This window comes from Deltaproteobacteria bacterium HGW-Deltaproteobacteria-2 (assembly GCA_002840505.1).
Classification (GTDB): domain Bacteria; phylum Desulfobacterota; class Syntrophia; order Syntrophales; family Smithellaceae; genus Smithella.
The window spans coordinates 289,491-315,998 of record PHBC01000003.1 but is presented as its reverse complement, the minus strand read 5'-3'; the positions used below and the strand labels follow the sequence as shown (position 1 = coordinate 315,998).

Below are 26,508 nucleotides of genomic sequence, written 5' to 3'. Positions count from 1 at the left end.
GGTATACATATGATAAATAAGAAAATTGATATTCAGGATACCCGGGAAATTCTCGGCTGGGCTTATTACGACATGAAATGGCTGACGGAAACCCAGGCCAGGGAAGCAAATCAAAAGAGAAATGAACTTCTGCAATCCATATCCGGCAGGGTAAACAGTAATTTTCTGGGAAATAAAATCGGACCAGGGAAATTATCGCCCGGATGTATGAGTTGCGGGCAGGGAACATGGTCATGTATTTTTATTGATTGCTTGTGTACGGCCAATTGCTTCTACTGTCCTCAGGACCGGAAAAACAAGAAGGAAGAGCCGCCAACGGAATCAGGGCTTATTTTTGATAATCCTGACGACTATGTTGATTATCTGGAGAAATTTAAATTTAAAGGCGCTAGCTTTTCCGGAGGAGAACCTCTTCTAAAGTATAAAAAAATACTGACTTATATCAGAAAAACAAGAGAGAGATTTGGCAAGGGAATCTATATCTGGTTGTATACAAACGGCGACCTGGTTGATAAACATAAGCTAAACAGCTTGAAAGAGGCCGGTCTTAATGAGATACGATTTGATATCGCGGCGAGAAATTATGACTTAAAAGCAGTAAAGATGTCTGTGGGTATTATCGATAAGGTTACGGTTGAGATTCCCGCTATTCCGGAAGATTATGAAATACTGAAAAAATGTTTGCCGCGAATGAAAGCGATTGGTGTGGCGCATTTAAATTTGCATCAATTATTCCCCACTCAATACTGCTATAAGCAATTTATTAATCGCCAGTACACCTTTTTGCACCAGCCCACCATGCCTGTTCTGGAATCGGAATTAACTGCATTACGATTGATTAAATATGCCGTGGATAAAAACATCGGATTGCCCATTAATTACTGTTGCTCAATTTATAAACACAGATTTCAGCAAAAAGCATACAGGGAAAGATTCCAGACTTTTATTAAAAAACGATACGAAGTGTCCACGGAATCGGGATTTATCAGAAGACTGGCTATTGAGGATACTCCGGTAAAAATAAAAAGACTCGTGAAGACATTTCAGGAAAATAAATGTAATGATAGCTTGTGGTCTTTAAACAAAAACAGTTCGGAATTGATTGTCCACCATTCGCTTCTGAAATATATTGATTTTAATAAGCACGGCCTGATTGTAGCTTATTTCGCGCCGCAGTTGGCGACTGTCCGCGATGAGGAAGATGAAAACAGCAAAGAAATCGCATTAAATTCCCGCCGAAAAATTTTTGTTGAAAGAAAATTTGTACACGAAATGAAAATAAAAAATTCCGTGGCCATAAAGAGTTTTCAGGAATTATTTATTAAAAAAATGAATAACGGTGATGTTTTTAAAAAATTCTATAGAGATTATGATTTAAAAATAAAAGCCGACATAGATAAGATGATGATCGAAAAAGACCGTCTTGATTTTTTGAAGTCATGGGAATTTATCGGCAGCGGGCTTTACAAAATTTATTGATAATATAGCGGCACGCGGTAAGCGTTTATATGCTAAAAAAAAAATTATTTTTCATCTTCGCCAGAAGTGTTTTAGGACGGTGCATTCCTGACAGAATATTTCTTTCGCTTTATTATCGAAGAAGAATGCGCAGGCGTCTGAATCTGCAAGATCCTCAATCTTTCACCGAAAAAATTCAGTGGCTTAAATTAAATTGGCATGATGATATCCTCACACAATGCGCGGATAAATATGAAGTGCGCAAGTTTGTGCAAGAAAGGATCGGTCCTGAAATACTAAAAGAGTTATACGGCGTTTATGAAAAACCGGAAGATATTGATATCAACAAGCTGCCGGATGCTTTCGTCTTGAAAGTGAATCGTGGCTGCAAACAGAATATATTCTGCAAAAAAAAATCGGAATTTGAGTGGAAGCATTCCTTTCATCTGTTAAAAAAATATTTTAAGAAAGATCTTTATCCCATCTATAGAGAATGGGCATACAAGAATATCACTCCCCGTCTCATCTGCGAAGAGCATCTGACTAAGAATGACGAAATGCTTTATGAATATGGTTTCTATTGCTATGACGGTGTCGTGCGCCAGGTAGAGATAAATAAATACCAAGCCGACTTATTCAGGGTAAATATGTTTGACATTGATTTGAATCTTTTAGAAAACAAATATGGTGACCCTGCTTTGCAGGAACCGGTTACAAGAACTCCACAGTATGAGAAAATGCTTGAGTATGCCGCTGTCCTTTCGAAAGGATTTCCTTTTGTCCGGGTGGATTTGATTTATGTAAATAACCGGATATATTTCGGGGAAATGACTTTTTATCCCCTGGCCGGACTGTGCAAACTCGATCCCGACTCGTTTGATTATTTTCTTGGTTCGTATTTAAAACTTCCTGCTTTACAGACAACCGTAGCAGCAGGGTAAGTGTGTAAATAATTAATCGCACGTTCGCCGAAATAGCCATCTTAGAGGGACAATGAAATAGAATTAATAAAGAGATTGCTTGCAGTGACAAAGTGGATTGGAATGACAAATAATTAAAGACATCTCCAATTAATGAAAGAGGTTGTGATGGCAAACAAAGTATGGCTGGGTGTTGGAAAAAAGGTTGCTCCTGCTCCATTCTGGTTGTGCGAAGCTGGAATTAGTATTGCCGGAAAGGTGATGCGGACTGTTTATCCAAGGATGTTTTCCAAAGATCACTACAGGGTCAGAAGTTTTCTTTTCCTGGAGCTTCTTCGTCTGCGTAAGCCCATTTCTCCTGAACATATCGCCGAGAGTTTGAATATGCCGCTTGATAGGGTGCGAGAAATTCTGGATAAGATTGGCAAGAGACAGAACTGGATTGTGAGAAACGTACAGGGTGAAGTAACCTGGACTTATCCGGTTACTGTGGAAGAAACGAAATTCAAAATTACTTATAACACCGGTGAACAGGTTTGGGCACCTTGAGCAGGCGACTCCCTCGGGGAGCCCTTCGTGAAAGGGCAATTAACCGGCCAGCCATGCAGCATGATACTGGAAACAAAGTGCGCGAATTCATCAAGTCCCATTCGCATGGAGATTGATAGCGCATTAAATTATCAGGTGCTTGATGAAGGTTCTGCCCCGCTTCTTTTTTTCCCGTTGGTGATATTTGGTTCATATTATTATGGCATACGGGACAGGTTTTGACCGGTGTGCGTATTCTTCCGGTCGGAAGATGATGCCAGGGAATATCGAAGAAATAACAAAGCGGTGATGGGGATTTATATCCCCATGGAAAAATGTATGGGACTGATACGTATTTTTTTCAGCGCTCTTTATCTAATTGAGTAAGAGAGAAAAAGAAAAAGGAGTGAGCAATAATGAAAATGAAAAAAATATTTATTGCGGCAGTGTTTATAGCTGTAATGATGACAATGACGTCCTGGACCGGATATGCTGCCGGACATATTGGACATATTCTGGACATGACATATGCTTATGACGAAAATACGATCTACTGGCCAAACGCAACACCATTTAAATTGACGCCGGAATTTCATGGAATGACCGAGAAAGGTTACTGGTATGCGGCCAACTTTTATGCCGCTTCAGAACACGGCGGTACGCATGCCGACGTGCCGCTTCACTTTGCAAAAAATGGGCGCACCATTGATCAGGTTCCTCTTGAGGAATGGATCGGACCGGCAATAAAAATCGACGTGCGGCAGCAGTGTGCCAGCGATAGAAATTACCTGCTCTCCGTCGAGGATATTAAGAAATGGGAGAAAAAGTACGGCCGGATTCCGGCGGGAGCATGGGTAATTATGTACACAGGAATCGGCACACAATTTTATCCCGACCGCAAGAGTGTTTTAGGAACCGATAAGAAAGGTCTGCCGGCGCTTCCTGAATTGAGTTTCCCGGCGTTTTCCCGGGAATCGGCGGAATTTCTTACGAAACAACGAAATATTAAAGGGATTGCCCTTGATACACCAAGCATTGATTATGGCAAGTCAACTGAATTTTGGGTCCACCGCGTTATTTGCGGCGCCGATAAACTCGCGTTGGAAAATATTGCCAACCTGGACAAACTTCCCGTCAAGGGAGCAACTCTGTATGTGATACCCATGTCGATAAAAGGCGGAACGGGAGCTCCGGCCAGGGTTTTCGCCATTATTCGCTGATGCGTGGAGTCATATGTGGCCGGAATAACAGTGGGGGAAAAATTCACCCTCCCTCAATCCCTCCCCTCAAGGGAGGGAAGAAAGAGGGAAAAAATGCTAGACGGCTTCAATCGTTGATGTCGGTTTGGTGGTGATGTTGTAAGTTACGCTGACGACTTCGGGAATTGTTTTGGTGATTTTGGCGGCGATGTCTTCCAGAACATCAAAACAAAGACGTGTCGGCGTTGCGGTTCGCGCGTCCACGCTGTCCCAGCAGCGGATTTCAATTTGATTGCCGAAAACCCTTTTGTTGTTGCGCATGCCTGTAACGCGATCTTCGTGCAAAATAGCCAGATACTGAAACACTTTGACATCTTTAAGCGCCGCTTCTGTAATGGCGGTCGCCTTTCTAACCAGGGCAATCCTGGCGGGTGTGACTTCGCCGATTACACGGGCAGCCAATGCCGGTCCGGGAAATGGTATCCGGTCAAACATAGCCTCCGGCAAACCCAATCCGCGGCCGACTTTTCGAACTCCGTCCTTGCGCAGCTCAATCAGCGGTTCTAAAATTTTATAGCCGAAAGCTTTCTGCGGATCAATTCCGAGTTGTTCAAAAACATTGTGTTGCCTTTTGATTCCCGCGACCGTTTCATCTACATCGGTCAGAATGGTTCCCTGCAGGAGATATTTAGCTTTGCTTTTAATTACCAGTTTGCCGAATATATTTTTGTAAAAAGTCTGGGTGATGGCTTCTCTTTTTTCTTCGGGATCGGTAATGCCTTTGAGTGCGGCGAAGAAAGCTTTGGAGGCAGGTACTACTTCCACCTGAATGCCGAGCTTTTTAAAAGATGCTGCCACTCTGGCTGGTTCGTTTTCCCGCATGATGCCATTATCAATGAAATAAGTTTTCAATTTTTTACCCAGCGCCTTGTGCCCCAGCGCCGTAACCACAGAGGAATCAACTCCCCCGGAGAGTGCATTGACGGCAAATCCGTCGCCAACGGCTTCCCGAATAGCGCGTACTTTATCTTCAATAAATTTCTCCGTGTTCATGTTCGCTGCTTTAATTTCTTTGATTTTAATCATGGTGTCTCCTTTGTGGTTAAATAAGATGGTTGATTATCTAAATTAAAATGATTTGCTTTTCAAGAATTAAATATTTTAATTATTTTAGTTGTAATATGAATAAGTTCGGTTTAAAAAGACCATACATTAAAATAATTTGGGGGAAAATATACTATGCAGCCGATTAAAATAATGCCTTGTCTGGATATGAAAAACGGAAAAGTTGTCAAGGGAATTCATTTTATTGATATTAAGGAAGCGGGCGATCCTGTCGAAAACGCTGCCTTTTATCAAACAGAAGGCGCTGATGAGCTGGCGATGCTGGATATTGCCGCCACGCTGGAAAATCGCAAGACACGCCTGGAATGGGTAAAAAATGTTTCCAGGGTAATAAATATTCCTCTGACTGTCGGCGGCGGAATTTCTTCACTGGAAGATATTGATATGGTTTTGTCAGCGGGAGCGTCTAAAGTTTCAATGAACAGCGCGGCGGTGAAAAATCCTGCGCTTATTCGACAGGCGGCTGATAAATTCGGCAAGGATAAAATAACGGTAGCTATTGACGCGAAAAGAAACGTCCAAATGCCTTCGGGTTTTGAGCTGGTTGTTTCCGGCGGCACATTGCCTGTGGCCAAAGATGCCGTAGTCTGGGCGAAAACTTGTCAGGAGATGGGTGCCGGTGTTATTCTGCCCACAAGCATGGACGGCGACGGTACCAAAGCCGGTTATGATATTCCTTTCACCAAAGCAATTTCCGCAGCTGTCACCCTGCCGGTTGTGGCTTCCGGCGGCGCGGGCAAACTGGAAGATTTTTACGAAGCCGTTGTGGAAGGCGGTGCAACCATTCTGCTGGCTGCTTCGGTTTTTCATTTCCGCCTGCTGAAAATTCAGGATGTGAAAAAGTATTTGCGGAATAGAGGCCTGACCGTCGCTTAACAAATTAGAATTGTTATAAATTCAATCCTCGAAAAAAGGAAGGGCGGGGAGGATTTCGGAACCCCTTTTTTTAAAAGGGGTTCACTAAAACTCCTTACTCAAATAACCATTGACACGCAGCCGATACTCTCTTATCTTTCCACATTACAGAGAAACTTTTCATCAAATATAACCTTAGGAGCAGACATATGACAAAAGATAATAAAGTAGTTCTGCGCAACAAGAAGGGTGATCTCAGAAAACTAGTCATTTTAATGAACAAACAGAATAAGAGGTTTATACCTCCATTCGAGCCGATACTCCAAGCCATTGATTTGGTGACAACGCCGGAAGAGCTTGCCCTACTCTTGAAAATGGGCACGGGTTTGTACTCATATGAACAAGCTTTAGCGCTCAGCGGCATGAGTAGTGAAAAATTCAATCCATTATTCGAAGTCCTTAAACAAAAGGCATTCATAAAGACACAATATTCTGAAGCAGGTACAGAACAATATACTCTTAATCCTTTTATCGTCGGTTGGTTTGAAGGCATTGTTACTTACTTGCTCGGCAAACCCGAAGAAAAAGAATTCGCGCGACGATATATGAACTTTTTTAATTCGCTGAGGAATCGTAACTTATTCCCCATCAGAAAGGTAATGGATATCATGGGCAAGTATGCTCCGGTATCCAATCAGAGTGTCGGCATAGTTCATGAGTCAAAGAACGAAAAGGGAAAGTCCAGGATCATTATTGATGAAAAAATAGTTGTGCCGGATTCTATGATTTATCCGGCAAATTCCATTAATGATATGATTATGGAATATGGAAGGAAAAGCATCATCGGTCAGTTTAAAGCCTGCATGTGCCGTAAGGTAACTGAAAATGTTGGTGATCCATGCCGCTTTAAGATGCCAGACGATATAGGATGCATGGGTTTTGGCGATCAAATTAAAACTTATATGAAATATGGATATATGCGTCAAATCAGCAAGGAAGAAGCCTTTGATATTATACAAAAGGCAAGAGATTGCGGCGCTGTCCATACGGTGTTTCACGAAAAGGATGATACGAAGCTCCCTCAAGTCGCTCTGTGCAACTGCTGCTGGGACTGCTGCGGAATATTACGCTCCTACAACATGGGAGCAGTTCCTTTGCGCTATAGCTGTTTTTATATGGCTAAGATTACAGATAGCTCAAAATGCACGGGATGCGGAAAGTGTGCAAAGTATTGTCCGACAGCCGCGATATCAGTCATAGATAAAAAAGTGCAGCTTGATACAAAGAAATGCATTGGTTGCGGTCAATGCGTTCATCAGTGTGCCTTCTCAGCCGTTGAACTTGTTGAGAATAAACGCACCGCGTTTCTGCCGATGCTCAAAAAATCCGAGATAAGAATAACAACATAATGACGATGTCACGCATATGAAACTCTGGGAGAACAATAAGGTATTGCTGATTCAGTTCAAATGAATAATCGATTTTAATCAATACTTTCATCTATGGAAAAATAAGATGGCCTTAATCGAAATGAAAAATATAACCAAGGATTATTATCTTGGCGAAACGGTGGTGCATGCTCTGAGAGGCATTGACCTGCAGATAGATAAAAAAGAGTTTGTGGCTATATGGGGACCATCAGGTTCCGGAAAAACAACTCTTCTGAATCTGATCAGCGCCATTGATGAACCTACTTTGGGTGAATTGACAATTGCCGGTAAAGATGTGCGATTATTGACTGATGATCAGAAAAGTGAACATCGCAATCAGGCCATCGGATTCATTTTTCAGGGATTTAATCTGGTTCCTGTTCTTTCCGCACTGGAAAATGTGATGCTGCCCCTGCAAATCAAAGGTGCGCCGGTGACCCAGGCGAGAAAACAGGCGCTGGCCCGTCTGGAAGAAGTCGGCTTGAGCGAACTTATCCATAATCGTCCGGCGAAAATGTCGGGTGGCCAGCAGCAGAGGGTTTCGATCGCGCGGGCGCTGGTTAATAATCCTTCTCTTATCATTGCCGATGAACCTACTGCCAATCTCGATTCCGAAACCGCCCGGATGATAATTGAGATTATGCGCGAGCTGAACGAAAAAGACGAAATCACTTTTATTTTTTCCACCCACGATCAGAGACTCCTGGATAAGGTTAAGCGCTCTGTGCTTCTGGAAGACGGTAAGATTGTTAATGGAGCGGCATATACATGATGAAATGGATGAAGCTGGCATTCCGGAATATTTTGAGAAACAGGCGTCGCTCTTTTGTTACGATGGTTGCTATCGGCGTAGGTTTTGCCGCGATCAGCCTGTATTACGGGTATATTCATAATGTGTATAACGGACTTGAAATTATGGCGATTCGAGGCGAGGGGCTGGGTAATTTAAGAATCAACAGAGCCGGTTGGCAGGAAAAAGGAAAGCTCGAGCCGGAAAAATATATGTTCTCCGGTGAGGATACTCAAAAAATCATCAAGCTTGTCGGAGAAGAAAAGGGCGTAATGTTGGCTACGCCGCAGATTCAGGTTACCGGCATCGTAACCAATGGAATAGTTTCCACTGTTTTTATAGCTCAGGGTGTTGTTCCCAGGGATGACAAAATTATTAAAGGACGATGGACTGAATATTTCCCGGTTATTGGACAACGCTTGAGCGACGATAAACGCTATGGAGTGGAAATAACGAAAGATCTGAGCAAATATCTCGATTTAACGCCGAACAAGGACGGGGTTGTTATGGCGCCCACAATAAGCGGACAGATGAATGCTCTGGATATACAAATAAACGGAGTTTATGATTCCGGCAATGATTTTTCCAACGATAAATTTATGCGCTTCAATTATTATTTCGCTCAGTCTTTGCTGGACACTCAGTCGGCGGAAAGAATCGTGATCCTGCTTAAAAATTGGGAAGAAACTGAGCAGATGCGAATGCTGCTTCTTAAAAAATTAAAGGCAGCAGGCATAGATTGCGAAATCAGAACATGGAATGAGCTTTCCATGTCTTTCTCCAAACAAAAAGCTTTCCTCGATACGATGTTTATGTTTATTTTCTCCATTGTTCTGGTGATAGTGGTAATGACTACGGTCAATACGATGGGCATGGCTATTCTGGAAAGGACCAGAGAAATTGGTACGTTGCGGGCTTTAGGTTTGAAACGCAAGGGAGTATCCGTTCTTTTCGCTCTGGAAGGAGCCATGCTGGGATTCTTCGGCAGTTTAATGGGCATTGTATTGCATACATGCGTATGGGCCATTGTTAAAGTTTATCCGCCCAAGTACATACCTCCCGGATTTTCCAAACCCGTGTCGATGTATGTGGATATGGTACCGCTGGTACTGGGTGTTTTATTACTGAGCCTTGTTTTGCTGTCCATGGTCGCGGCGATAATTCCCGCGAGACGTGCGGCAAGGCAGAATATAGTAGATGCGCTGGGACATGTCTGATAACGTTTAAATACAATGCCGCCTCGTTATCCTTTGACCGGGTGCGCAACCGAAGGGCGCGCAATAAAAACAAAGGATATTACATTACCGGGAAGTGACGCCTATCAGGCGGCAGCTTCCAATCTAAATAGTATATGTTAAAATTTTTTTTGTGGAGATGATGATGAGTCAACAATTTATGAAACTATCCTTTATTATAATTGGATTTGTTTTAATTGCTTTTTTGGGTGTGTTTGTGCCAACGGTTCACGCACAGATGAGTCACAAGGAAATGCTTCAAAAAGCGGATGAAGCTCGCGGCAACGCCGAGGGAATACAGTGGGAGATTTCCATGGATTCTATTGAGGGCGGACGTGAGCAGCATAGAACATTACGGGTAAACGCCAGAGGTTATAATTCTCTTGTCGATACTTTGGCGCCGGCTAATGTGAAAGGTCAAAAGCTGTTAATGCAGGACCGTAATATGTGGTTTTCCAAGCCGGGGCTTTCCAAAGCGGTTCCGATTTCCCCGCGGCAAAAACTGATGGGTACCGCGGCTAATGGAGATATTGCTTCTACTAATTACGCGGGTGATTATAAAATTGTAAGCACCGAAGATGGTCAATTGAACAGCGAAGCGTGTTTGGTAATGGATTTGCAGGCTGTGGACAGCAGAGCAACTTATGACCGGATAAAATACTGGGTATCGAAGGAACGTATTGTTGGGTTAAAAGCCGAATTCTATACCGTCTCCGGTAAAATGTTTAAAACGGCGACGTTTGAATACAAGAACAGCATTACCATAAATGACAAGCCGCGTGAGTTTATCTCCAAAATGATAATCAACAGCGCGATAATAAAAGATGATGTTACGGCTATTAAATATAGCAAACCTGTACTGAAAAAAGTTTCGAATGCTGTTTTTAATCTTAACCTTCTTACAAGATAAGATTGTTTTATGAGAAAAGACAAAACTCCCCAAATTATTTGTGCGACTTTTTTTCTGTTTATAGTCTTTTTTTTGTGGCTGCCGGTTATAACCGTGGCAGAGGAAATTTCTTCAGGGAAAAATACCGGAGAGCAGATCGAAAAAGTTGCTCCGGGAAATGCGACTGACGCCGAAGTTACGGAATCATCAGATGAAAATCAAACTCAATTCCAAAAAATCAAAAATCATTTTTCCGCAGATTTGCGGATTTATACTTATGGCATTGTTCAGGAACCGGCCAAAACGAGCCAGAATCCCAACAATGATTTTATGCAGTATCCTCAGTATATGGCCGTTGCGGAAATAAGGCCTGATTTTCGTTTTGATTCTAAATTCCTGGACATGGTCTTCAAACCACGGGCTAAATTCGACTTTCAATCATGGCAGGAAGGAGTGCTCAAAGACGAAACTAAGTGGGACGATGAGTGGTATGTAAACGAATGGCTGGTTCGTTTTAAAGCATGGGAAAAACTTTTTGTGTCCTATGGACGGGAGAATCTGCAATGGGGGCCTTCCTTCCTTTTTTCTCCGTCTAATCCTTTTTTCTACGATAATGGCAGGCGCAATCCTTATGTTGAAATTCCGGGTATGGATTTCGGCCGTCTGGTATTTATTCCTCACCGTCTCTGGACAATATCTTTAATAGTCAATATGAATGAAGGCCGCAATATTCTTCCTGGTCCCGATCCCTTTGAAAAAACTTACGCTGTAAAAATAGATTACACGGGCAGGGAAAATTATGCCTCTTTAATTGTTTCGCGAAAAGATCATAGAAAGACATTGGGATTATTCGGTGGATGGACTGTATCTGACGCTTTGCTGCTTTATGGAGAAGGCAGCATACAGAGAGGAAGTGATGCATTGTATCCTCAAAAGGATGTATCGCCTTTAGGAGCGTCAATGAGCAAAATCTATGAGGGTGACAGGGATGTCAAACCGATTATTTTGGTGGGAAGTTCTTATACTCTGGAAGGCAGTGGGACTTTTTCTCTTGAATACGTCTATAACATGCCTGGATACAACAGCGAAGAAGCCGATACTTACTTCGCACTCAGACGCGACGCGGCCACAGCTTTTGAAGCCGGCGGATCTCCGGGCTTACTGGGACAAGCTGTTTTATCCCAGACAGCAAATCCCGGACTGAGATTTTTAAGAAGAAATTATGTGATGCTGCAATATAATCAGGCAAACATCAGAAATAAATTGGACGTTACAGTTCGTTGGACACAAAATATCGATGACGGCTCCGCTCAATTTCTTGGTCTTTTGTCTTATTCCCTTGGAGACCATTGGGAACTTTTTTCTTCGGGTGTAGTCAATGCCGGACCGGGAGATACTGAATTTGGCAGCACTCTCAGTTATCAGGTAATGTTTGGTGTGAAATGGGTTTTTTAGAGTTTTTCTCTGAATCTGAAAATCGCTTTATATTTGTTATTCAATCCGATAATAAAATTCATTAATAATTACGATATATTTCAGTTAAGAGCCTTGACAGTAAGTTGTCGTCATGTTCTATTACAACGATGCAACGGCAGGATGTTTCATTAAATATAAAAATATATTTTTAGAGGTAACAAAATGAATAAAAAAATATTTTCGTTGATATTACTTTTTTTGGTTGCGGTTATATCATGCGCGGCGACCGATGCTTCACGTTATCGCGAAGGATCCAATGAGGGACAGGTTACTAATCTGACGGTGCAGGATGAACAGCGTTTAACTAAAGAAGCGCTTCCCAAAATGCTTAAGGATTATCCGGCAGCTAAAAATCAGGAAATTCAAAAATATGTTTCCGGTCTGGGAATCAAAATTGTCAGGGCCAATAAGCTGGAGGGGAATCCTTATCATTACACATTTACTGTTGTTGATGTTGCCGATATCAATGCTTTTGCCATGCCCGCCGGGTCAGTATTTGTGACAGCACCTCTTATCGCTATGGCTTCCAATGAGGCGGAACTTGCCGGTGTAATTTCTCATGAAATCGGCCACGTTGTCGCCCGGCATGCAGCGGAGCGAATGTACGCCATGGAAAAAGCTCAGAATAAGACTTGGATGTATGCAGCCGGCGGCGCCGCTGTTGGCGCAGTCGTAGGTTATGGTCTGGGAAGACTTATTTGTGACGAAGGTGATACAGCCTGTCATGCCAAAGCTGCCTTATTAGGAGGAGCAGTCGGTGTGGGTGGCGGTTTTCTTGCCCAGAAATATACCTTTCTGGTAAATTCAAGAGAAGATGAGATGGAAGCTGATCGTGCCGGTTTTAAGTTTGCTGTAGCAGCGGGATACGATAAAGATCAGGTGGGTAAATTTTACGAAAAGCTTCTGGAAATGGAAAAAAGCGGCAACAAAAGCGGGGGGCCCCTTGTCAAAAATCTTTCTGACGCCTTAAGCACACACCCGCCCAGCGAGGAAAGAGTCAAACAGATGAATGAAATGGCCGCTCAAAGCCCGGTAAGAAAAGCCATCACTAACACCGCAGATTTCAACAAAGCTAAACAGATTGCCGTGGCGATGAAAAAGAAATAAAATTTTACAATAACAGTGTTGACTACTCTTTTAACCATTTTTGTTTCATCTTTTATTATTGCGCTCTCCGGCGCTCTAATGCCGGGGCCGCTTTTAACTGTTACGATAAGTGAGAGCTCACAGCGCGGTTTTATTACAGGGCCGCTGTTGATTGCCGGCCATGCTATTCTGGAACTTGTGCTTGTCGCTGCCCTTCTTCTTGGTTTGGCACCTTTTTTTCAGTTGCCTGCTGTTTTTGTCGTAAGCGCCATTGGAGGAGCTTTGATTCTCTTCTGGATGGCTTTCGGAATGTTCCGTTCTTTGCCTTCGCTGCATCTTTCACTGGAGGGAAACAACACAAGAAGAAATCACCCGATGATCAGTGGTATATTAATGAGCGTGGCTAATCCCTATTGGATAATATGGTGGGCCACAATAGGACTTGGTTATATCCTCTATTCCTGGCAGTTTGGGTTCTGGGGAATTGCCTTTTTCTTTACCGGACATATTCTGGCTGATCTGAGCTGGTATTCTCTTGTATCGGCGGCGGTTGCCGGAGGAAGGAATTTTCTAACTGACCGCCTTTACCGTGGCCTGATTGCGGTCTGTGCTGTTTTTTTGGTTGTGTTTGCCGGATATTTTGTCTATGCGGGTTTTACGAAACTGAATGCCATTATTTTCTGATGGTGAGGTAGTGAACGCTATAACCATCTAAATAATTAATGATTTTAATTAAAAAGAAATGTATAAAAACTAACAAATAAGGCGTATTCTTAATTGTCCAGTCTTGGTTAAAGGAGGATTGTTTAATGAAAAAAATCACGCAAGTATTTTTGCTGTTTATTTTTGTTTTTATTGTCAACGCTTGTATACCAGTGCCGGTTCCCGTAGGTACTTCGTCACCAGGCTATGAACAGCCGTATGGTTATGGTTATGGCTACGACAATCAATATGGATATGACGATCAATATGGCTATGGTTACGACGACGAGTATGTCGATGTTCCGATAGTTTACGGAGAGCCAATGTACTATACACCTCCGATAACTGTAACATTTGTCTTCGATTATTTTACATATGAAATGGTTGGCGGGTATGTAGACATTGTCTTCTGGAGGGGTGGACATCGTTACCATCATGAACCATGGTATGATCATGGAAGAAGAATCTCTCCCGATTATATACGTACAAATCCGCATCATAGAATTCGTGGTCCTGAATTTTTCAAACATCGTGAAAAACTACGGAAAAACCATAAGATTTCTCACCCCGACAATTACTATGGTTTGAAGCATCCTAAAAAACCGGATCAACAAAGACCAAAACCTGGAGAGCAAAGGCCGCAGTTGGAACAAAAACAACCTCCGCAAATAGAGAAGCGACCTCAGTGGGGAGAGCCGCCTCCTAAACAAACAGAACAGCGTCCTTCACTGGAACAGAAAGGAATTCCGCAGGTGGAGAAGAGACCTCAATGGGGCGAGCAGGAACCACAGCAGACAGAGAAACGACCTCAGTGGAGCCAACAGCCTCAACAGATAGAGAAGAAACCTCAATTGCGTGAACAGGAAACACCGCAAACAGACAGGCGTCCTCAATGGGGTCAGCAGCAAACCCCACAGGTGGAAAAGAAACCCCAATGGGGGCAACAACTTCAACAAACAGAACAAAAACCTCAATGGGGTAAAAAGGAACCGCAACAGACAGATAAGCGCCCGCAGTGGGGACAGCAGCAGCCTAAGACTCAGCAGGGGACCTTGCGTCAGCCATCTCAACAGACAAAACAGCTTTATCAGAAAGAAAAGCAAAAACGTTTGCAGGAGAAGCAGAAAAAGATAAGAAAGAAACCGGAAAAGGATCAGAAACAAGAACAAGAACAAGAACAGACACCGGAGGAAAAGACAAAGCAGCGACCACAGCCGCGATGGTAAACGATTGCATAATGTGTTTGCCCCGGACGCACAATAAAAATGGAATGTAAAACAAAAGCGGCATCCCCCAAAAGTAAGGATGCCGCTTTTGTAATATTATGCCCTGAATAATCAATCTAATACCTTAATCCTGATGGTTTAATCTCGCAGCGGTCTGAAAATCCGGCGGGTGGTACGCCCATCGCCTGCAAGAGTCTCGCCCAGTAATTAACTTGAGCAGCAGTGCTAGCCAGAATCACGATTTCCCGTTCGCTAAATTCGGCTTTTAATTTACTGATGAATTCCTGCGGAAATTGTAAAGGCGTGCGGGAAATTAAAACAGCATATTCCATTGCGGTAATTTCGCGAGGTGAAAATGTTTTTACAGAAGCAATATCATTTATACCCTGCAGCACCGCAAGCTCTTTCGCCGTAATTCCGTATTGATCATAGTCATAATAATTCATATCGATGCAGAAAGGACAGGCTAAGGAAAAGGAGGTTCGCAGACGGACAAGCTTGAGTATCCGTTTGTCCAGATTGCCATCTTTGTGCGCAACCAAGGCTTCCATGATTCCGGAACTGATGGCTGCTTTTGGATACCAAGCCAGCAATTTACCGGGCAAAAGATCACGACCAGTCACTTTTCTGGAAATCCAAATGCCGATTTTTAAATAAAAGGGGATATGTTTAGGTGGGTCGATAAAGGCTTTCATAATCAACTCCTTGGCAGATTTAATTTATAGACCTTTCCTGATAATATGCTGTTGATCTTTTCATATTGCAATAAGTAATTTTATGATTTATTAAAACGTAGCGATTTTTTAAATTACGTTCAAATAAAAATTTTGGAACAGGTTTTATGTCTAATATAAACAGTAACAAGGAAATACCGGATGATCTGAATAAATGCGTGGAATTTCACGGACATATTTGCCCCGGCTTGATATACGGTTACCGGGTGGCCAAAGAGGCGATGAAATTAATGAACCTCTCGCGATCTGTTGATGAGGAAGTTGTTGCCATTTGTGAAAATGATTCCTGCGCTGTGGATGCTCTTCAGGTTTTGCTGGGGACTGTGGTGGGGAAAGGTAATCTGATAATAAATAATTTCGGGAAGAATGCTTTCACGGTACTGAGCCGCTCCCAGCGTCAGGCTTATAGATTTTCTCGAAATACCCGTTATGATTACAAAGGCAAGGCCAAAAGCGAGTTTGACCGGTTGGAGGCTGTTGTTGCTGCCGGAAATGCGTCGGAAGATGATCGGCGCAATCTGAAGCGACTAAAGGTAAATGATCTCTTGGAGCGTCCCTTCGAAGAAATATTTACAACTACAGAAATGCCATTCGATGAACCACTTTACGCTCCGCTTGCTCCATCTGAACCGTGTGCAATATGCGGTGAGATGACTATGGCATCAAAAATGATGAGATTAGAAGATGGGCGGCAGGTTTGCTTACCGTGTTCAAAAAAAGCATGAGGTCACCACCGGAATAATTTGCCATTAATAAAAAAAACATATATATGGTGGCCAGTTTTACCATTAATACGACTATCGCGCAGGTATGCTTAATTACCCGCATATTAAATGGCAACTAAAGAGTAAATGTACAGCTCAATGAACTATCAAGAAAGGTTTAAACTTAAGTAATGGATTGGAACATATTGGATCGTGAGGAAATAAAAGCAAGAAAATTAAAAGAGTTAATAAAGATATTTTATTTTTGTTTGTTAATTTTTTTTCTGCTGCCTCTGCCCGTGTCGGCTGCTGATAATCCTCTTCCCAAAGAATTGACAAATTATATCGAAGCTCTGAAGAAACAATGCGCGAAATATGGCTGGAGTGATATCAAGCCGGGAGAGATTCCATGGGAATATTATCGCACAACGCAGAAAAAACACCCGCTCATTTTTGTTCATTTTGGCGATTCGGGAAAAAATTGCGTTCTTTTTCTTGGGGCTGTTCACGGTGACGAGCCGCCGACCGTATATCTTATGCTCAAAATGGCTCACTACATAAAAGACAATCCGCAGATTTTTAAAGATAAGTGCATTGTCATTGCGCCACTCGTTAATCCCGATGGGTTCCTTTCAAAAAATCCCCGGCGGGTCAATGCCAACGGGGTTGATATCAACAGAAACTTTCCCACTAAAGACTGGCATGATGAAGCGCTGAAACAGTGGAAGAGAAAACAGCATAAAAACAGGAGATATTATCCCGGGCAAAAACCGTCATCGGAACAGGAAACTATGTTTCAGATTGCCCTGATAAAAAGGTTTAATCCGCAAAAAATACTTTCCGTTCACTCGCCGCTTAATTTTTTCGATTATGACGGTCCTTCCTCTGATTTGGATTCATTTGAACACTGGTTGGAAAAAATAAGTAAAGAATCAAATCACCCTTTGCGGAAATTTGGGTTTTTCCCCGGTTCTTTGGGCAATTATGCAGGCCATGAAAGAAATATTTTTACGTTAACCTTAGAGTTGCCTTCATCCAAAGCCGGTAAGGCTAAAGAGTATTTCGATAAGTTTCAGACATCGATTTTAAAATTTATCAATCTGTCCGTTTTAGTTGAGTAGTAACAACGTCAAAACTGGATTTGAGGTTCTAAGTATTTATTGTGAGACTCAAATTTCAAAAATGAAGTGAATTGAAATTTGTAAGTCGAATCCCGACTTCGTCGGGACAAAGCGGAGGGTGTAATACCCCGCAGCTTGCTTTGGGGTTTCATACCCGTGATTAACGTTGTCTCAAATTAAGGGCAAAAACCATTGTCTTTAGCCATTTCTAACAATTTGCAATTTCCCAATGTGCAAGCTCTTTGCGCGTCGAAACAGCCAAGCGTTTTGTTGCCATGCGATAAGAAATAAATACCCCGGTTATTATAAGCGCTGGCATAATTTGGCTGCAGGCTAATGGCCTTATTGTAATCTTCGATGGCTTGCTGATACTGGCCAAGTTTATCATAAGCAAATCCCCGACCATGATAGGCCTCGGCATCATTCGGTTGCAGGCTAATGGCTTGATTAAAATCTTCGATGGCTTGCTGATACTGGCCGATTTCACTATAAAGGGTTCCCCTGTTGTAAAATGCTTCGGAATAAGCCGGTTTGAGGCTAATTGCCTGATTGTAGTCCTTTATCGCAGGCTGGTACTGGCCAAGATTTTCGTAAGCAACACCCCTGTTGTAATAAATTTCGGCATCATTCGGTTGGATTTTAATGGCATTGCCCAAATATAAGATAGCTTTATGCGGGTCGGTAAATTTTTTGCCATCCGACAAGGCGATTGCCTTATTGAACCAGTCGGCCGCTGTTTCACTCATGGCCGGGGAGCAAAGAAATGTTAAAACAAGAAATATGGGAATTACAATTTTGCGCATAACGCCTCCGTTTACACATTTATATTGATATCATAATTATGAGAAAAATTGCAGCAAAGATTTTTTAATTTGGCGGAAGTGAGATCATAAAACGGTTTTTTGTTCCGCTCTTTTATCTTTGTTTTTTTATTCTTTCATGCTAAAAATCAACTCCAGGTTGAGATAGAAAATATGGAGGCAGACAAATGTCTCAAACAATTATGATGATTCACGGAATGTGGTGTAATGACTGGTACTGGCAAAACTATAAAAAGTTTTTTGAAGACAGAGGATATCGTTGTATTACCCCAATCTTGCGGTATCATGATATTGATCCCAAATCTGTTCCTCCCCCGGAGCTTGGAATAACAAGCATCCTTGATTACGCTGACGATCTTGAAAGAGAAATTAAGCGACTTGATTCTATGCCCATTCTGATGGGTCATTCCATGGGCGGTCTGCTTGCCCAGATTCTCGGAAGCAGAGGTCTTGCCCAATCTCTCATCCTTCTGACACCTGTATCGCCAAGAGGAATCCTTGTGTTAGAATATTCAGTTTGGAGGAGCTTTTGGAGTTCTCTAACCACTTGGAGAGGATGGAGAAAACCATTCAGGCTGAAATTTAATGAAGCAGTATATTCCATGTTACAAGTATTTCCTGAGAGGGGGCAACGGGAGATATACGAGCATTTCGTGTATGAGTCCGGACGTGCTGCGGCCGAGATAGGATTTTGGTTATTTGATTGGCGCAAAGCTACATATGTGGATGAATCCAAAGTGACATGCCCTGTGTTGGTTGTCGCAGGATCAGAAGACGGGATTACTCCGGCTTCCGTGGTGAAAAAGGTGGCAAATAAATATAAAACCGTTTCCACATACAAAGAATTCCCCAACCATAGCCACTGGGCTATCGGTGAGCCAGGGTGGCAGGAAATTGCTCAATATGTTGAAGACTGGCTGAAACCGCAACGAAAAGCATAAACACAACTTAATCTGAAAAAGATCATCATCGATCTTTATCGATTTTCCATGTCGATATGTCTGTAAAGATCCTGCGGTGTCTTAAACGGCTTGTGTCTCTCTACGCGATGAAGTTTGACGGCGCTCTGCTTGCATCCAATGGCGCATATGCCGCAGCCGATGCATAGCTCCGGCTTTAATTTCCATCGCTTGTTGTCTTTATCAACGGTAATTGCATGGAATAAACATCGGTTAGCGCATTTCCCGCAGAAAGCGCAAATTTCCTTATTCGATTTAGGAAGGAAGTTAGAAGGCGCCACAGCAGTGGGATTGTCCCAGCGTGTCCGTCCACGAACTTCGGAACAACAACACTCGCAACAAAGGCAAATTACCCTGCTGGTGTTTTCCTCCGAGTTTTCCGTTGCCGCAACAAGCCCCATTTCCATCATCCCATCAAGATAATCTTTGGCTTGTTTCTTGGTTACCTGCCTGCCCAAACCCATGCCCTCCATTGCCTGTCCCATAAAACCAAGCATGATACATGAACCGATAGGATTTCTTTCCCTGCATTCCCGGATACCGAGTTTTTCAGTCCGCTCCCGGCACGGACAAGGCACGAGCGTGGCAGAGGCTGCTGCGTCTATGATTTCGTGTGCTTCTTCGGTATCCAGGATTTTCTGTTCAGGGGCAAGTGTTTTAGAAACAGGAATTGTCCGGTATAAAGGGGTTCCCTTTGCGCCCGTTTCATAGAATTTATAGTATTTGTCTTCAATGAAAAATTTCTTATATAACTCAGCTCCTTTCAAGACTTCGGGACTGATTCGATCATGAAAATTCTGAAGATTTTTCAGAAGCGATATGTGAGGAAATGCGTATAATTTCATGGAAATAAATTCCATGCCCGACTTTATTCCGTATCTTCTGACACTCTCCAAAGTGCTCGTGAAAAACTCTGCCAGGACTCTGGCGGTTTCTTTGAGTCCTTCACCTTTGTAGGCTTTCCATAGCACAACGACTGTCCGAATAGGCCATGTTGCCTTTGAGGCCTTGATGATTTTACGCATATCAACCACGACATTCTTATCAGACATCTGCTTTAGCGCTTTATTAACTTCCACAAGTGGCTGGCCGGAAACTTTAGCTATTTGGGTTGCGGTCATGAAACTTGCAGGCTTGATTGTGGTAGAAAAAATGTCGGTTATGACGTTAAGATGTCTGGCTATTGTTGCTTCCTGGGGTGTGTAAAGTAACTGAAGGTATTCTAAAAAAGCTTCCGAGAAACCCTCGCCGGATTTTGATCGGGGTGCCCGCCATGCCATTTTGTTAATATTGGCGGCAATTGCGACATACGGGGATTCATTCATAATTATTTCCTCAGCTTCCAAACAGGTAAATCCAATATTATAAAAGGCATCTATTTATTAATCCGTTTCCCTTCCCAAGAGATATGAAAATGGAATAGCAACTAAATCGCCTATGATGTATATCACAAAAATTGCCGCTAAGAGAGTCGCATATAATGAATTATTTCCGCTCATCACCAGGGGAATATATACGCCGAGCATCCATACTGTCTTATATACAAGCTGCAGCATAAGGACGGGTACAAATCGGAGCGGTGCGCGTAAAGCAAAAATTGACAGAATGGCAAAAGCCACCATGGCACTGCCCATATATCCAAAAATTAAGGGATCCTGAGCGGGAAAAGGCATTAAACATTGGGTTGTTGATTGAACAAAAGCAGGAGCTACAATTATTAATAATCCGTAACCCCCCGCACCTAGTATGGTATACCAGTACATCAACTTCAACCAAGACCATCGAACATTAATGTTTGCAGACATTGCGACCTCCTTCTGTATTAATTTATTGTAAATAAATTAAAAGGCCTTTGATAAAGTTCCTTTCCAACCAAGTGTCCCACTATCAGGCCTCCGTCATTTTTTGTCCTAGCTTTTCCAGCGAACGTTCAAACGCAACCATATCTTTATTAAGCGTTTTTTTAATGTCTTCATTTAGTTGCCGTATGAGGGGCAGTATTTCTTCAGCCAATTTCCGACCCTTAGGGGATAACTGAATACAGATACTACGCCGGTTTGAAGAGTCTTCTTTTCGCTCTACCAATCCTTCCTTGACGAGACGATCGGTAAAACCAGTGATGGCTGGACTTTCTACCTGTATTCGTTCTGCAATGTCTTTAACATTACTGAATTCGTTCTCGAGCAAATCTAAAAGGATAAATACCTGACCAATGGTTACGCCATATTTTGACAGAGTGTTGTTATAGAAACGCTGCGTTTTTCGCGCAAGCGCTCCCAATCGGAAACAATAATAATCTCTGAATGTATTCATACTCCTGCCTATGTTAACAGATTAATAGTTAACACGTTAATTGGTTTTGGTTTGTTTGTCAATAAGATAATTTAAAGAAATAGCAAATACGGAATGTTGTTTAAATAATAATTATTACACAGTTAATTACTTCAGCGTTCACTCCACCCAAGTAGTCAGATTTTCCGCCGGTTCTCTTTCCGAGCGAATGTGATTAGCCGGGAAATTCAGATCAGGATAGCCAATGGCAATTGCAATCATTAAACGCTTGGTTTGCGGTATGTCGGTATGTTCGCGAAACACTTCCGGATATAAGACGCCCTGATCCTCGATGCAGGTACCAAGGCCAAAGTGCATCGCCGCAAGGCAGATGTTCTGCATTACCGCGCCTAGATCAAGCAGTGGTCCTGCTTCTCCTAAAACTTTGTCGCATATGATGATGATGGCTGCCGGAGCATCGAAAAAACGAAAACCCCGCTCCAGCCACCAGGCGCGTTTTTCCGTATCTTCACGCTGGATGTCCATAGCTTTGAACAACTGTTTGGCGAGAGCTATCTGGCGCTGTTTGTAAACACCTTCATTAGGCCAGCTTACCACCAGATGATCCGGTACAATGGGCGCCCCGTTTTTTAGTTTTTCCACGATAGCGGCTCTGAGTTTGTCGAGCTTTTTGCCGCTCACCACCGCAAATTCCCATGGTTGGGTATTCATGGCCGATGGAGCTCTGCAGGCAATGTTTAGAATTTCCATAATTGTGTCTTTGGGTACCGGCTTGTTTTTAAATGCCCGGATGCTTCTGCGCTGCTGAATGGCTTCTATCAAATCCATATTGATTGCTCCTCAAATGTTCCAAAAATTACATAATAAAATAAAGCTGCTCTTATTTTCATAAGAGTCTGAATAATTGGCGGGAGTGCCTGGAAATCGAACTCAATCCGCTGTTAAGATTATATGGTAATGTTAATTAATTAGCAAGAACTGGTCTGTCAAGGTAAAAAACAAATGTTTGTCTGTGCCTGTAAATTTTCAGGCAAAATGAATTATTTGCTGTTGTGGATTTCAATTGTTAAGTATGATAAATGTATAAAATATTACATCAATATATAAATTTTCCCAATTACCTTAAGGGGGGAATATGAAACGAATTCTTTTTATATCATGTGTATTTTTCGCTTTGGTAATTTCTGCTAACGCCGGAGAATTGTATCGATGTATTGATAGCAGAGGTAATTCAGTATTTACAGACAGTCCGCAAGATGGGATGAGAGGTTGTGTTCTAGAAGAATCTTATGTACAACCTTCATCGGAAGAGACGGAAGGTGAAAAGGGAAAGATTGTAGAAAAAGATAAGGTAGTTGAACGAGAAAAAGTAACATCCGAAGCAAAAGTGAAACGTATAAATGATTGCATTAATTGTTGCAATGACAGGATTCCGGGATGTTATAACTTTACTGCTGACAGCAGGCTTTGCACTGCGGAGAATCAAAATTGTGCTGCCATGTGCAAATCAGAAGGTTCTGCTCCTTCGTCGTGGAGTGACTGTTGGTCTCAGTCTAAAAAATAATTAACATGAATTAATAATGTTAATATCGAATTAAAAATATTTTAATGGTAATCCGAACTCTTGCTGATTCAAGCATATTGATTTATCCTAAGAAAACATCAATCTGTTAATTGTTAAGCGATATCTTATTGCAAATATTTTTAAGAAAAGGAATGACTATGAATTATTTTGATGAATCAATAATTAATGCTCTTAACGGGTTTTCCAGAGTATCCGAAGCCTTTGATTATTTCATGGCTCTTTTGATAAGCAATTACCTTGTAAAAGGTGGAATCCTGATGACGATACTTTGGTGGTTCTGGTTTTGGGATAAAAATGATAAAAAACAAAATCAGCCTTTGCGCGAGCTTAAAGGTAAAAAGCAGAATCAGCCTGTACGTGAGTGTAAGGAAGAAAAGCAGAATAAGCTTTTGCGTGAGCGCATTGTATTGACGTTAGTAGCATGTCTTATTGCTATATTCTTGGGTAGATTTTTAGCTTATGTTCTGCCCTTCAGACTTCGGCCCTTGCAAGGCATGGTTAACTTCATTGCCCCGTATGGGATCGATCCGAATGCTTTTGGTTCATGGAGTTCATTCCCCAGCGATCATGCCGTTTTATTTTTTGCACTGGCAACGGGGATATTTTTAATATCAAGAATGACCGGCACGCTGGTAACAATATATATTCTTCTGATAATTTGCTTTCCAAGAGTTTACTGTGGTCTTCATTATCCAACAGACATCTTTGCCGGTGCTCTTGTAGGTGTTGGAATTGGATGGCTTGTTATTACAACAAAAATTAGTAAATATATATCACAACCGGCAATTCTTTGGCTCAGCAAGGAACCGCGCTCTTTTTATGCGTGTTTTTTTCTTCTGACATATCAAATTGCCACCATGTTTGATCCTGTCAGAGAGATAGGGACCTTTTTTATGTGTCTGATCCTGCCGGTTTGATTTTTGGGAGAGCTTTGCTGTTAATAAAGAAAAATCCTCCAGTTCTGGTTGGCTAAGGTGTGTGTCTTAATCTTTTTAAGTCTCCCATATTTATTAATATAGTTGGCTATATCCAATGCATAATCTGAATAATAATAAATTAACAGATAGTAACCCTATATGCACTTCCGCGAATATATCTGCAAAGTTCATTATTTGTTAAATCAAATTTTAAAATCCGAAATAAACACAGTTCAACACTTTTTGCGATCATGATTGCCTTGACACGCAAGGTTACGTTTCTTATACTCACACAAGAAGAATGATTTTTATTAAAAAGGTACTGTGTCATATGAAACTCAGTAACATACCTCTGTGGATGAGGGCGTTTGGAATTCATTTCCCAATTGCCATGTTAGCACGGAGAAAGATGATAAGGACTTCAAAATTAATTACCCGATATGGTTCTATAAACATACGTCAAGGGACGACCGACATACATACTTTTTTACAGGTCATAAAAGATTACGAAATGCTTAAAATAAGAAAAAGTGACACCTGTCTTGATCTCGGTGCGAATATAGGATCGTTTTCATTGTATGCTGCGTCTAAAGGAGCAAAGGTAATAGCTTTTGAACCCGACAGTGAAAACTATGAGTTACTTGCCAGTAATGTTATCGGCAAAAACATAATACCGGTCAAGAAAGCAGTATGGAAAGATGATTTGGGAGTAGAATTATTCAGCTATAAAACATCAAAAAGTCGTGTTTCTGTATACAACCATTTTGAAGAAGCAGCGATCAGGGAGAAAGTGCCGAGCATTACTCTCCCGGAAGTTATCAAAACTTACAATCCGCAAATAATAAAATGTGACATAGAAGGCGCAGAATTAGAGGTCTTCAAAAAAATAGAGCAAACAGATCTTAGTAATATACGTGAGATGGTTATTGAATATCATCCTTTCAACAAAGATAATAATATAAAAAATTTTGTGGAGAAGATAAAATCTTTTGGGTTTGCAGTTGACTTAATAAAAAAGTCAAAAAATAATTTAAGGATACCAGTGATAATTCACGCTGCAAGGGAATAAAATAAAACCGGACTATGCACCGGAGAAAAACTATTTTTCATGTGTTTCGCAATCCATCGTTTAATCTATATCAAATTGAAATCCTTAAATCCGACAACGGCTGATCAATAAATAGTTGCAGGCTAAAGAAAAAAACCTGATGCTTTTACAGGATCAAGGTTTACTGAAGCTGAAAAATTAACCGTGTAACTTATAAGGTTTTCGTGAATATTTAAAAAAACTGATCTATAACTTAGGCATGTGGTGCAAATAAAAGACTTTACTTGTCGCAATTAAAGTTCACTAAAACCTTACAGTTTTCTTCAAGAATCTTTTCCGGTAAATTTAAAAGGTCACTGATTTCATCCGGACCATTGATGATACAGGTTACCGCATCGTCAAGAGATATGCGCCCATTGCGACACAAAGTCAAAATCTTTGCAAATGCACCGCCAAGATGCCCTCTCGACCCTATTATAGAAACCGCATTGGTAATCATGTGGTCCACTGCATCCAATGACAAAGGCTCACCGCTCCTGCCGAGAATAGCTACGCGTCCGTTAGCATTTAATCTGCGGAATACCCTGCTGATATTGGCCATGTTTCCGGACGCTTCTATTACAACATCAATAGAGGACGGGCCATGCTCGAAGAATTCATCAATGTCGTAGATCTCATTGCTCCATTTTTCGGCCAGTTTTCGCCTGAACAAAACAGGTTCAACCATATGCACCTGAGAGGCACCGAAAACAAACTTGCTCAACATGGCAGCAAATAATCCAATAGGACCGGCACCAAAGATGGCAACAACGTCTCCGGCTCCCACATGTGTGTTCTGGCAAGCTACATAGGCGACCCCGGCAGGTTCTATACAGGCGGCAGCCCGCATTCCTTTTTCATTTTGTGCTATATCGCTGACATCGTGGGTAATCATGGAAGGAACGTCGACAATATCACCGAAGAGCCCGTCTTTTTCCAATCCCAAAAGTAGCGCATGGCGGCATTGATTAAAGTCACCCCTTCGGCATTCATCGCAATAGTGGCAGACTATAATTGATTCAAATGTAACACAAGCGCCGGGTTGAATGTGGCGGACTTGCGATCCGACTTCCAGAACTTTGCCGATTCCCTCGTGGCCGATTATCCGGCCCGCAGCTGTGATCTGAGCCGGCGCTGAACATCTTATATAGCCTGTATCAGGATGCGCGGTTACGAGATGTATGTCCGTACCGCATATGCCCGCGTACAGCATTTTTACCCGAATTTCGTCCGGACGCAGTAACGGTAATTTTCGTTTTTCCACCACTATTCTGGGGTTCTTGTATATTTGGTGAGGTCCTGGTCGGGCAATACCTTTTACAGGATCAATGTCCGCATAAACGACAACGACTCTGGATTCCATAAATCA

Annotated in this window: 28 protein-coding genes; 19 read left to right on the top strand and 9 right to left on the bottom strand. The window is 42.0% G+C overall.

Annotated elements, in window-relative coordinates; genetic code table 11:
- Positions 1-9 precede the first annotated feature (9 nt).
- The 5 genes from CVU62_08425 (at position 10) to CVU62_08405 (ending at position 4,126) form a co-directional block, all read left to right on the top strand.
- A complete protein-coding gene (locus tag CVU62_08425; GenBank protein ID PKN37739.1) occupies positions 10-1,479 on the top strand; it encodes a radical SAM protein in 1,470 nt (489 codons plus the stop codon).
- Positions 1,480-1,508: 29 nt separating this feature from the next.
- Entirely contained in the window at positions 1,509-2,399 is an 891-nt protein-coding gene (locus tag CVU62_08420; GenBank protein ID PKN37738.1) for a hypothetical protein, read from the top strand.
- Positions 2,400-2,546: 147 nt separating this feature from the next.
- Positions 2,547-2,927 (top strand): hypothetical protein, encoded by a 381-nt coding sequence (locus CVU62_08415; protein PKN37737.1) that lies wholly within the window; start codon positions 2,547-2,549, stop codon positions 2,925-2,927.
- 27 nt (positions 2,928-2,954) lie between these two features.
- Positions 2,955-3,149, top strand: coding sequence for a hypothetical protein (locus CVU62_08410; protein ID PKN37736.1), 195 nt, complete (start codon positions 2,955-2,957; stop codon positions 3,147-3,149).
- 173 nt (positions 3,150-3,322) lie between these two features.
- Entirely contained in the window at positions 3,323-4,126 is an 804-nt protein-coding gene (locus tag CVU62_08405; GenBank protein PKN37735.1) for a cyclase, read from the top strand.
- A 96-nt stretch (positions 4,127-4,222) separates the two neighbouring features.
- On the opposite strand, the gene CVU62_08400 is transcribed toward CVU62_08405, so the two are convergent.
- The gene (locus CVU62_08400; GenBank protein ID PKN37734.1) at positions 4,223-5,191 is read right to left on the bottom strand and encodes an ExsB family transcriptional regulator; all 969 of its coding nucleotides are present in this window, start codon (positions 5,189-5,191) and stop codon (positions 4,223-4,225) included.
- Positions 5,192-5,344: 153 nt separating this feature from the next.
- Here CVU62_08400 and CVU62_08395 point away from each other — a divergent pair, with 153 nt between their 5' ends.
- The 8 genes from CVU62_08395 to CVU62_08360 all read left to right on the top strand — a co-directional run bounded on the left by CVU62_08395 (position 5,345) and on the right by CVU62_08360 (position 13,675).
- Positions 5,345-6,106, top strand: a complete 762-nt coding sequence (locus CVU62_08395) for an imidazole glycerol phosphate synthase subunit HisF (protein ID PKN37733.1) — start codon at positions 5,345-5,347, stop codon at positions 6,104-6,106.
- A 188-nt stretch (positions 6,107-6,294) separates the two neighbouring features.
- Positions 6,295-7,494, top strand: a complete 1,200-nt coding sequence (locus CVU62_08390) for a hypothetical protein (protein PKN37732.1) — start codon at positions 6,295-6,297, stop codon at positions 7,492-7,494.
- A gap of 106 nt (positions 7,495-7,600) precedes the next feature.
- On the top strand, positions 7,601-8,287 hold the full coding sequence (locus tag CVU62_08385) for a lipoprotein-releasing system ATP-binding protein LolD (protein ID PKN37731.1): 687 nt from the start codon (positions 7,601-7,603) through the stop codon (positions 8,285-8,287).
- Positions 8,284-9,522, top strand: a complete 1,239-nt coding sequence (locus CVU62_08380; GenBank protein PKN37730.1) for an ABC transporter permease — start codon at positions 8,284-8,286, stop codon at positions 9,520-9,522. Before CVU62_08385 ends, CVU62_08380 begins: the two co-directional genes overlap by 4 nt.
- A gap of 157 nt (positions 9,523-9,679) precedes the next feature.
- A complete protein-coding gene (locus CVU62_08375; GenBank protein PKN37729.1) occupies positions 9,680-10,450 on the top strand; it encodes an outer membrane lipoprotein-sorting protein in 771 nt (256 codons plus the stop codon).
- Between the two features lie 9 nt (positions 10,451-10,459).
- A complete protein-coding gene (locus CVU62_08370) occupies positions 10,460-11,884 on the top strand; it encodes a hypothetical protein (GenBank protein PKN37728.1) in 1,425 nt (474 codons plus the stop codon).
- Positions 11,885-12,067: 183 nt separating this feature from the next.
- The gene (locus CVU62_08365) at positions 12,068-13,012 is read left to right on the top strand and encodes a hypothetical protein (protein PKN37727.1); all 945 of its coding nucleotides are present in this window, start codon (positions 12,068-12,070) and stop codon (positions 13,010-13,012) included.
- 78 nt (positions 13,013-13,090) lie between these two features.
- Positions 13,091-13,675 (top strand): lysine transporter LysE, encoded by a 585-nt coding sequence (locus CVU62_08360; protein ID PKN38056.1) that lies wholly within the window; start codon positions 13,091-13,093, stop codon positions 13,673-13,675.
- A gap of 743 nt (positions 13,676-14,418) precedes the next feature.
- Here CVU62_08360 and CVU62_08355 read toward each other — a convergent pair.
- Together CVU62_08355 and CVU62_08350 are read right to left on the bottom strand one after the other, a co-directional pair.
- Complete coding sequence (locus CVU62_08355; GenBank protein PKN37726.1) at positions 14,419-14,868, bottom strand: hypothetical protein; 450 nt, start codon at positions 14,866-14,868, stop codon at positions 14,419-14,421.
- Positions 14,869-15,035: 167 nt separating this feature from the next.
- Positions 15,036-15,614 carry a hypothetical protein gene (locus CVU62_08350; protein ID PKN37725.1) on the bottom strand — a complete coding sequence of 193 codons (579 nt, stop codon included), beginning with the start codon at positions 15,612-15,614 and terminating at the stop codon, positions 15,036-15,038.
- 146 nt (positions 15,615-15,760) lie between these two features.
- Between CVU62_08350 and CVU62_08345 the strand changes: the two genes are divergently transcribed.
- On the top strand, positions 15,761-16,378 hold the full coding sequence (locus CVU62_08345) for a formylmethanofuran dehydrogenase (protein ID PKN37724.1): 618 nt from the start codon (positions 15,761-15,763) through the stop codon (positions 16,376-16,378).
- 170 nt (positions 16,379-16,548) lie between these two features.
- Positions 16,549-17,478, top strand: coding sequence for a hypothetical protein (locus tag CVU62_08340; protein ID PKN37723.1), 930 nt, complete (start codon positions 16,549-16,551; stop codon positions 17,476-17,478).
- A gap of 176 nt (positions 17,479-17,654) precedes the next feature.
- Here the strand turns inward: CVU62_08340 and CVU62_08335 are convergent, their stop codons facing one another.
- Positions 17,655-18,281 (bottom strand): hypothetical protein, encoded by a 627-nt coding sequence (locus CVU62_08335; protein PKN37722.1) that lies wholly within the window; start codon positions 18,279-18,281, stop codon positions 17,655-17,657.
- Positions 18,282-18,466: 185 nt separating this feature from the next.
- Here CVU62_08335 and CVU62_08330 point away from each other — a divergent pair, with 185 nt between their 5' ends.
- Positions 18,467-19,240, top strand: coding sequence for an alpha/beta hydrolase (locus CVU62_08330; protein PKN37721.1), 774 nt, complete (start codon positions 18,467-18,469; stop codon positions 19,238-19,240).
- Positions 19,241-19,275: 35 nt separating this feature from the next.
- On the opposite strand, the gene CVU62_08325 is transcribed toward CVU62_08330, so the two are convergent.
- The 4 genes from CVU62_08325 to CVU62_08310 all read right to left on the bottom strand — a co-directional run bounded on the left by CVU62_08325 (position 19,276) and on the right by CVU62_08310 (position 22,378).
- Positions 19,276-20,583, bottom strand: coding sequence for a hypothetical protein (locus tag CVU62_08325; protein PKN37720.1), 1,308 nt, complete (start codon positions 20,581-20,583; stop codon positions 19,276-19,278).
- Between the two features lie 57 nt (positions 20,584-20,640).
- Positions 20,641-21,063: a hypothetical protein gene (locus CVU62_08320; GenBank protein ID PKN37719.1), complete on the bottom strand. Its 423-nt coding sequence runs from the start codon at positions 21,061-21,063 to the stop codon at positions 20,641-20,643.
- Between the two features lie 82 nt (positions 21,064-21,145).
- Entirely contained in the window at positions 21,146-21,571 is a 426-nt protein-coding gene (locus CVU62_08315) for a MarR family transcriptional regulator (GenBank protein PKN37718.1), read from the bottom strand.
- A 138-nt stretch (positions 21,572-21,709) separates the two neighbouring features.
- Positions 21,710-22,378 (bottom strand): nitroreductase, encoded by a 669-nt coding sequence (locus CVU62_08310; GenBank protein PKN37717.1) that lies wholly within the window; start codon positions 22,376-22,378, stop codon positions 21,710-21,712.
- 307 nt (positions 22,379-22,685) lie between these two features.
- Here CVU62_08310 and CVU62_08305 point away from each other — a divergent pair, with 307 nt between their 5' ends.
- From CVU62_08305 to CVU62_08295, 3 genes are all read left to right on the top strand, one after another.
- The gene (locus CVU62_08305) at positions 22,686-23,114 is read left to right on the top strand and encodes a hypothetical protein (protein ID PKN37716.1); all 429 of its coding nucleotides are present in this window, start codon (positions 22,686-22,688) and stop codon (positions 23,112-23,114) included.
- 152 nt (positions 23,115-23,266) lie between these two features.
- Entirely contained in the window at positions 23,267-24,052 is a 786-nt protein-coding gene (locus CVU62_08300; protein PKN37715.1) for a hypothetical protein, read from the top strand.
- Positions 24,053-24,353: 301 nt separating this feature from the next.
- Complete coding sequence (locus CVU62_08295; protein ID PKN37714.1) at positions 24,354-25,121, top strand: hypothetical protein; 768 nt, start codon at positions 24,354-24,356, stop codon at positions 25,119-25,121.
- Positions 25,122-25,380: 259 nt separating this feature from the next.
- Here CVU62_08295 and CVU62_08290 read toward each other — a convergent pair whose 3' ends face one another.
- Positions 25,381-26,502, bottom strand: coding sequence for an alcohol dehydrogenase (locus CVU62_08290; GenBank protein PKN37713.1), 1,122 nt, complete (start codon positions 26,500-26,502; stop codon positions 25,381-25,383).
- Between the last annotated feature and the right edge of the window lie 6 nt (positions 26,503-26,508).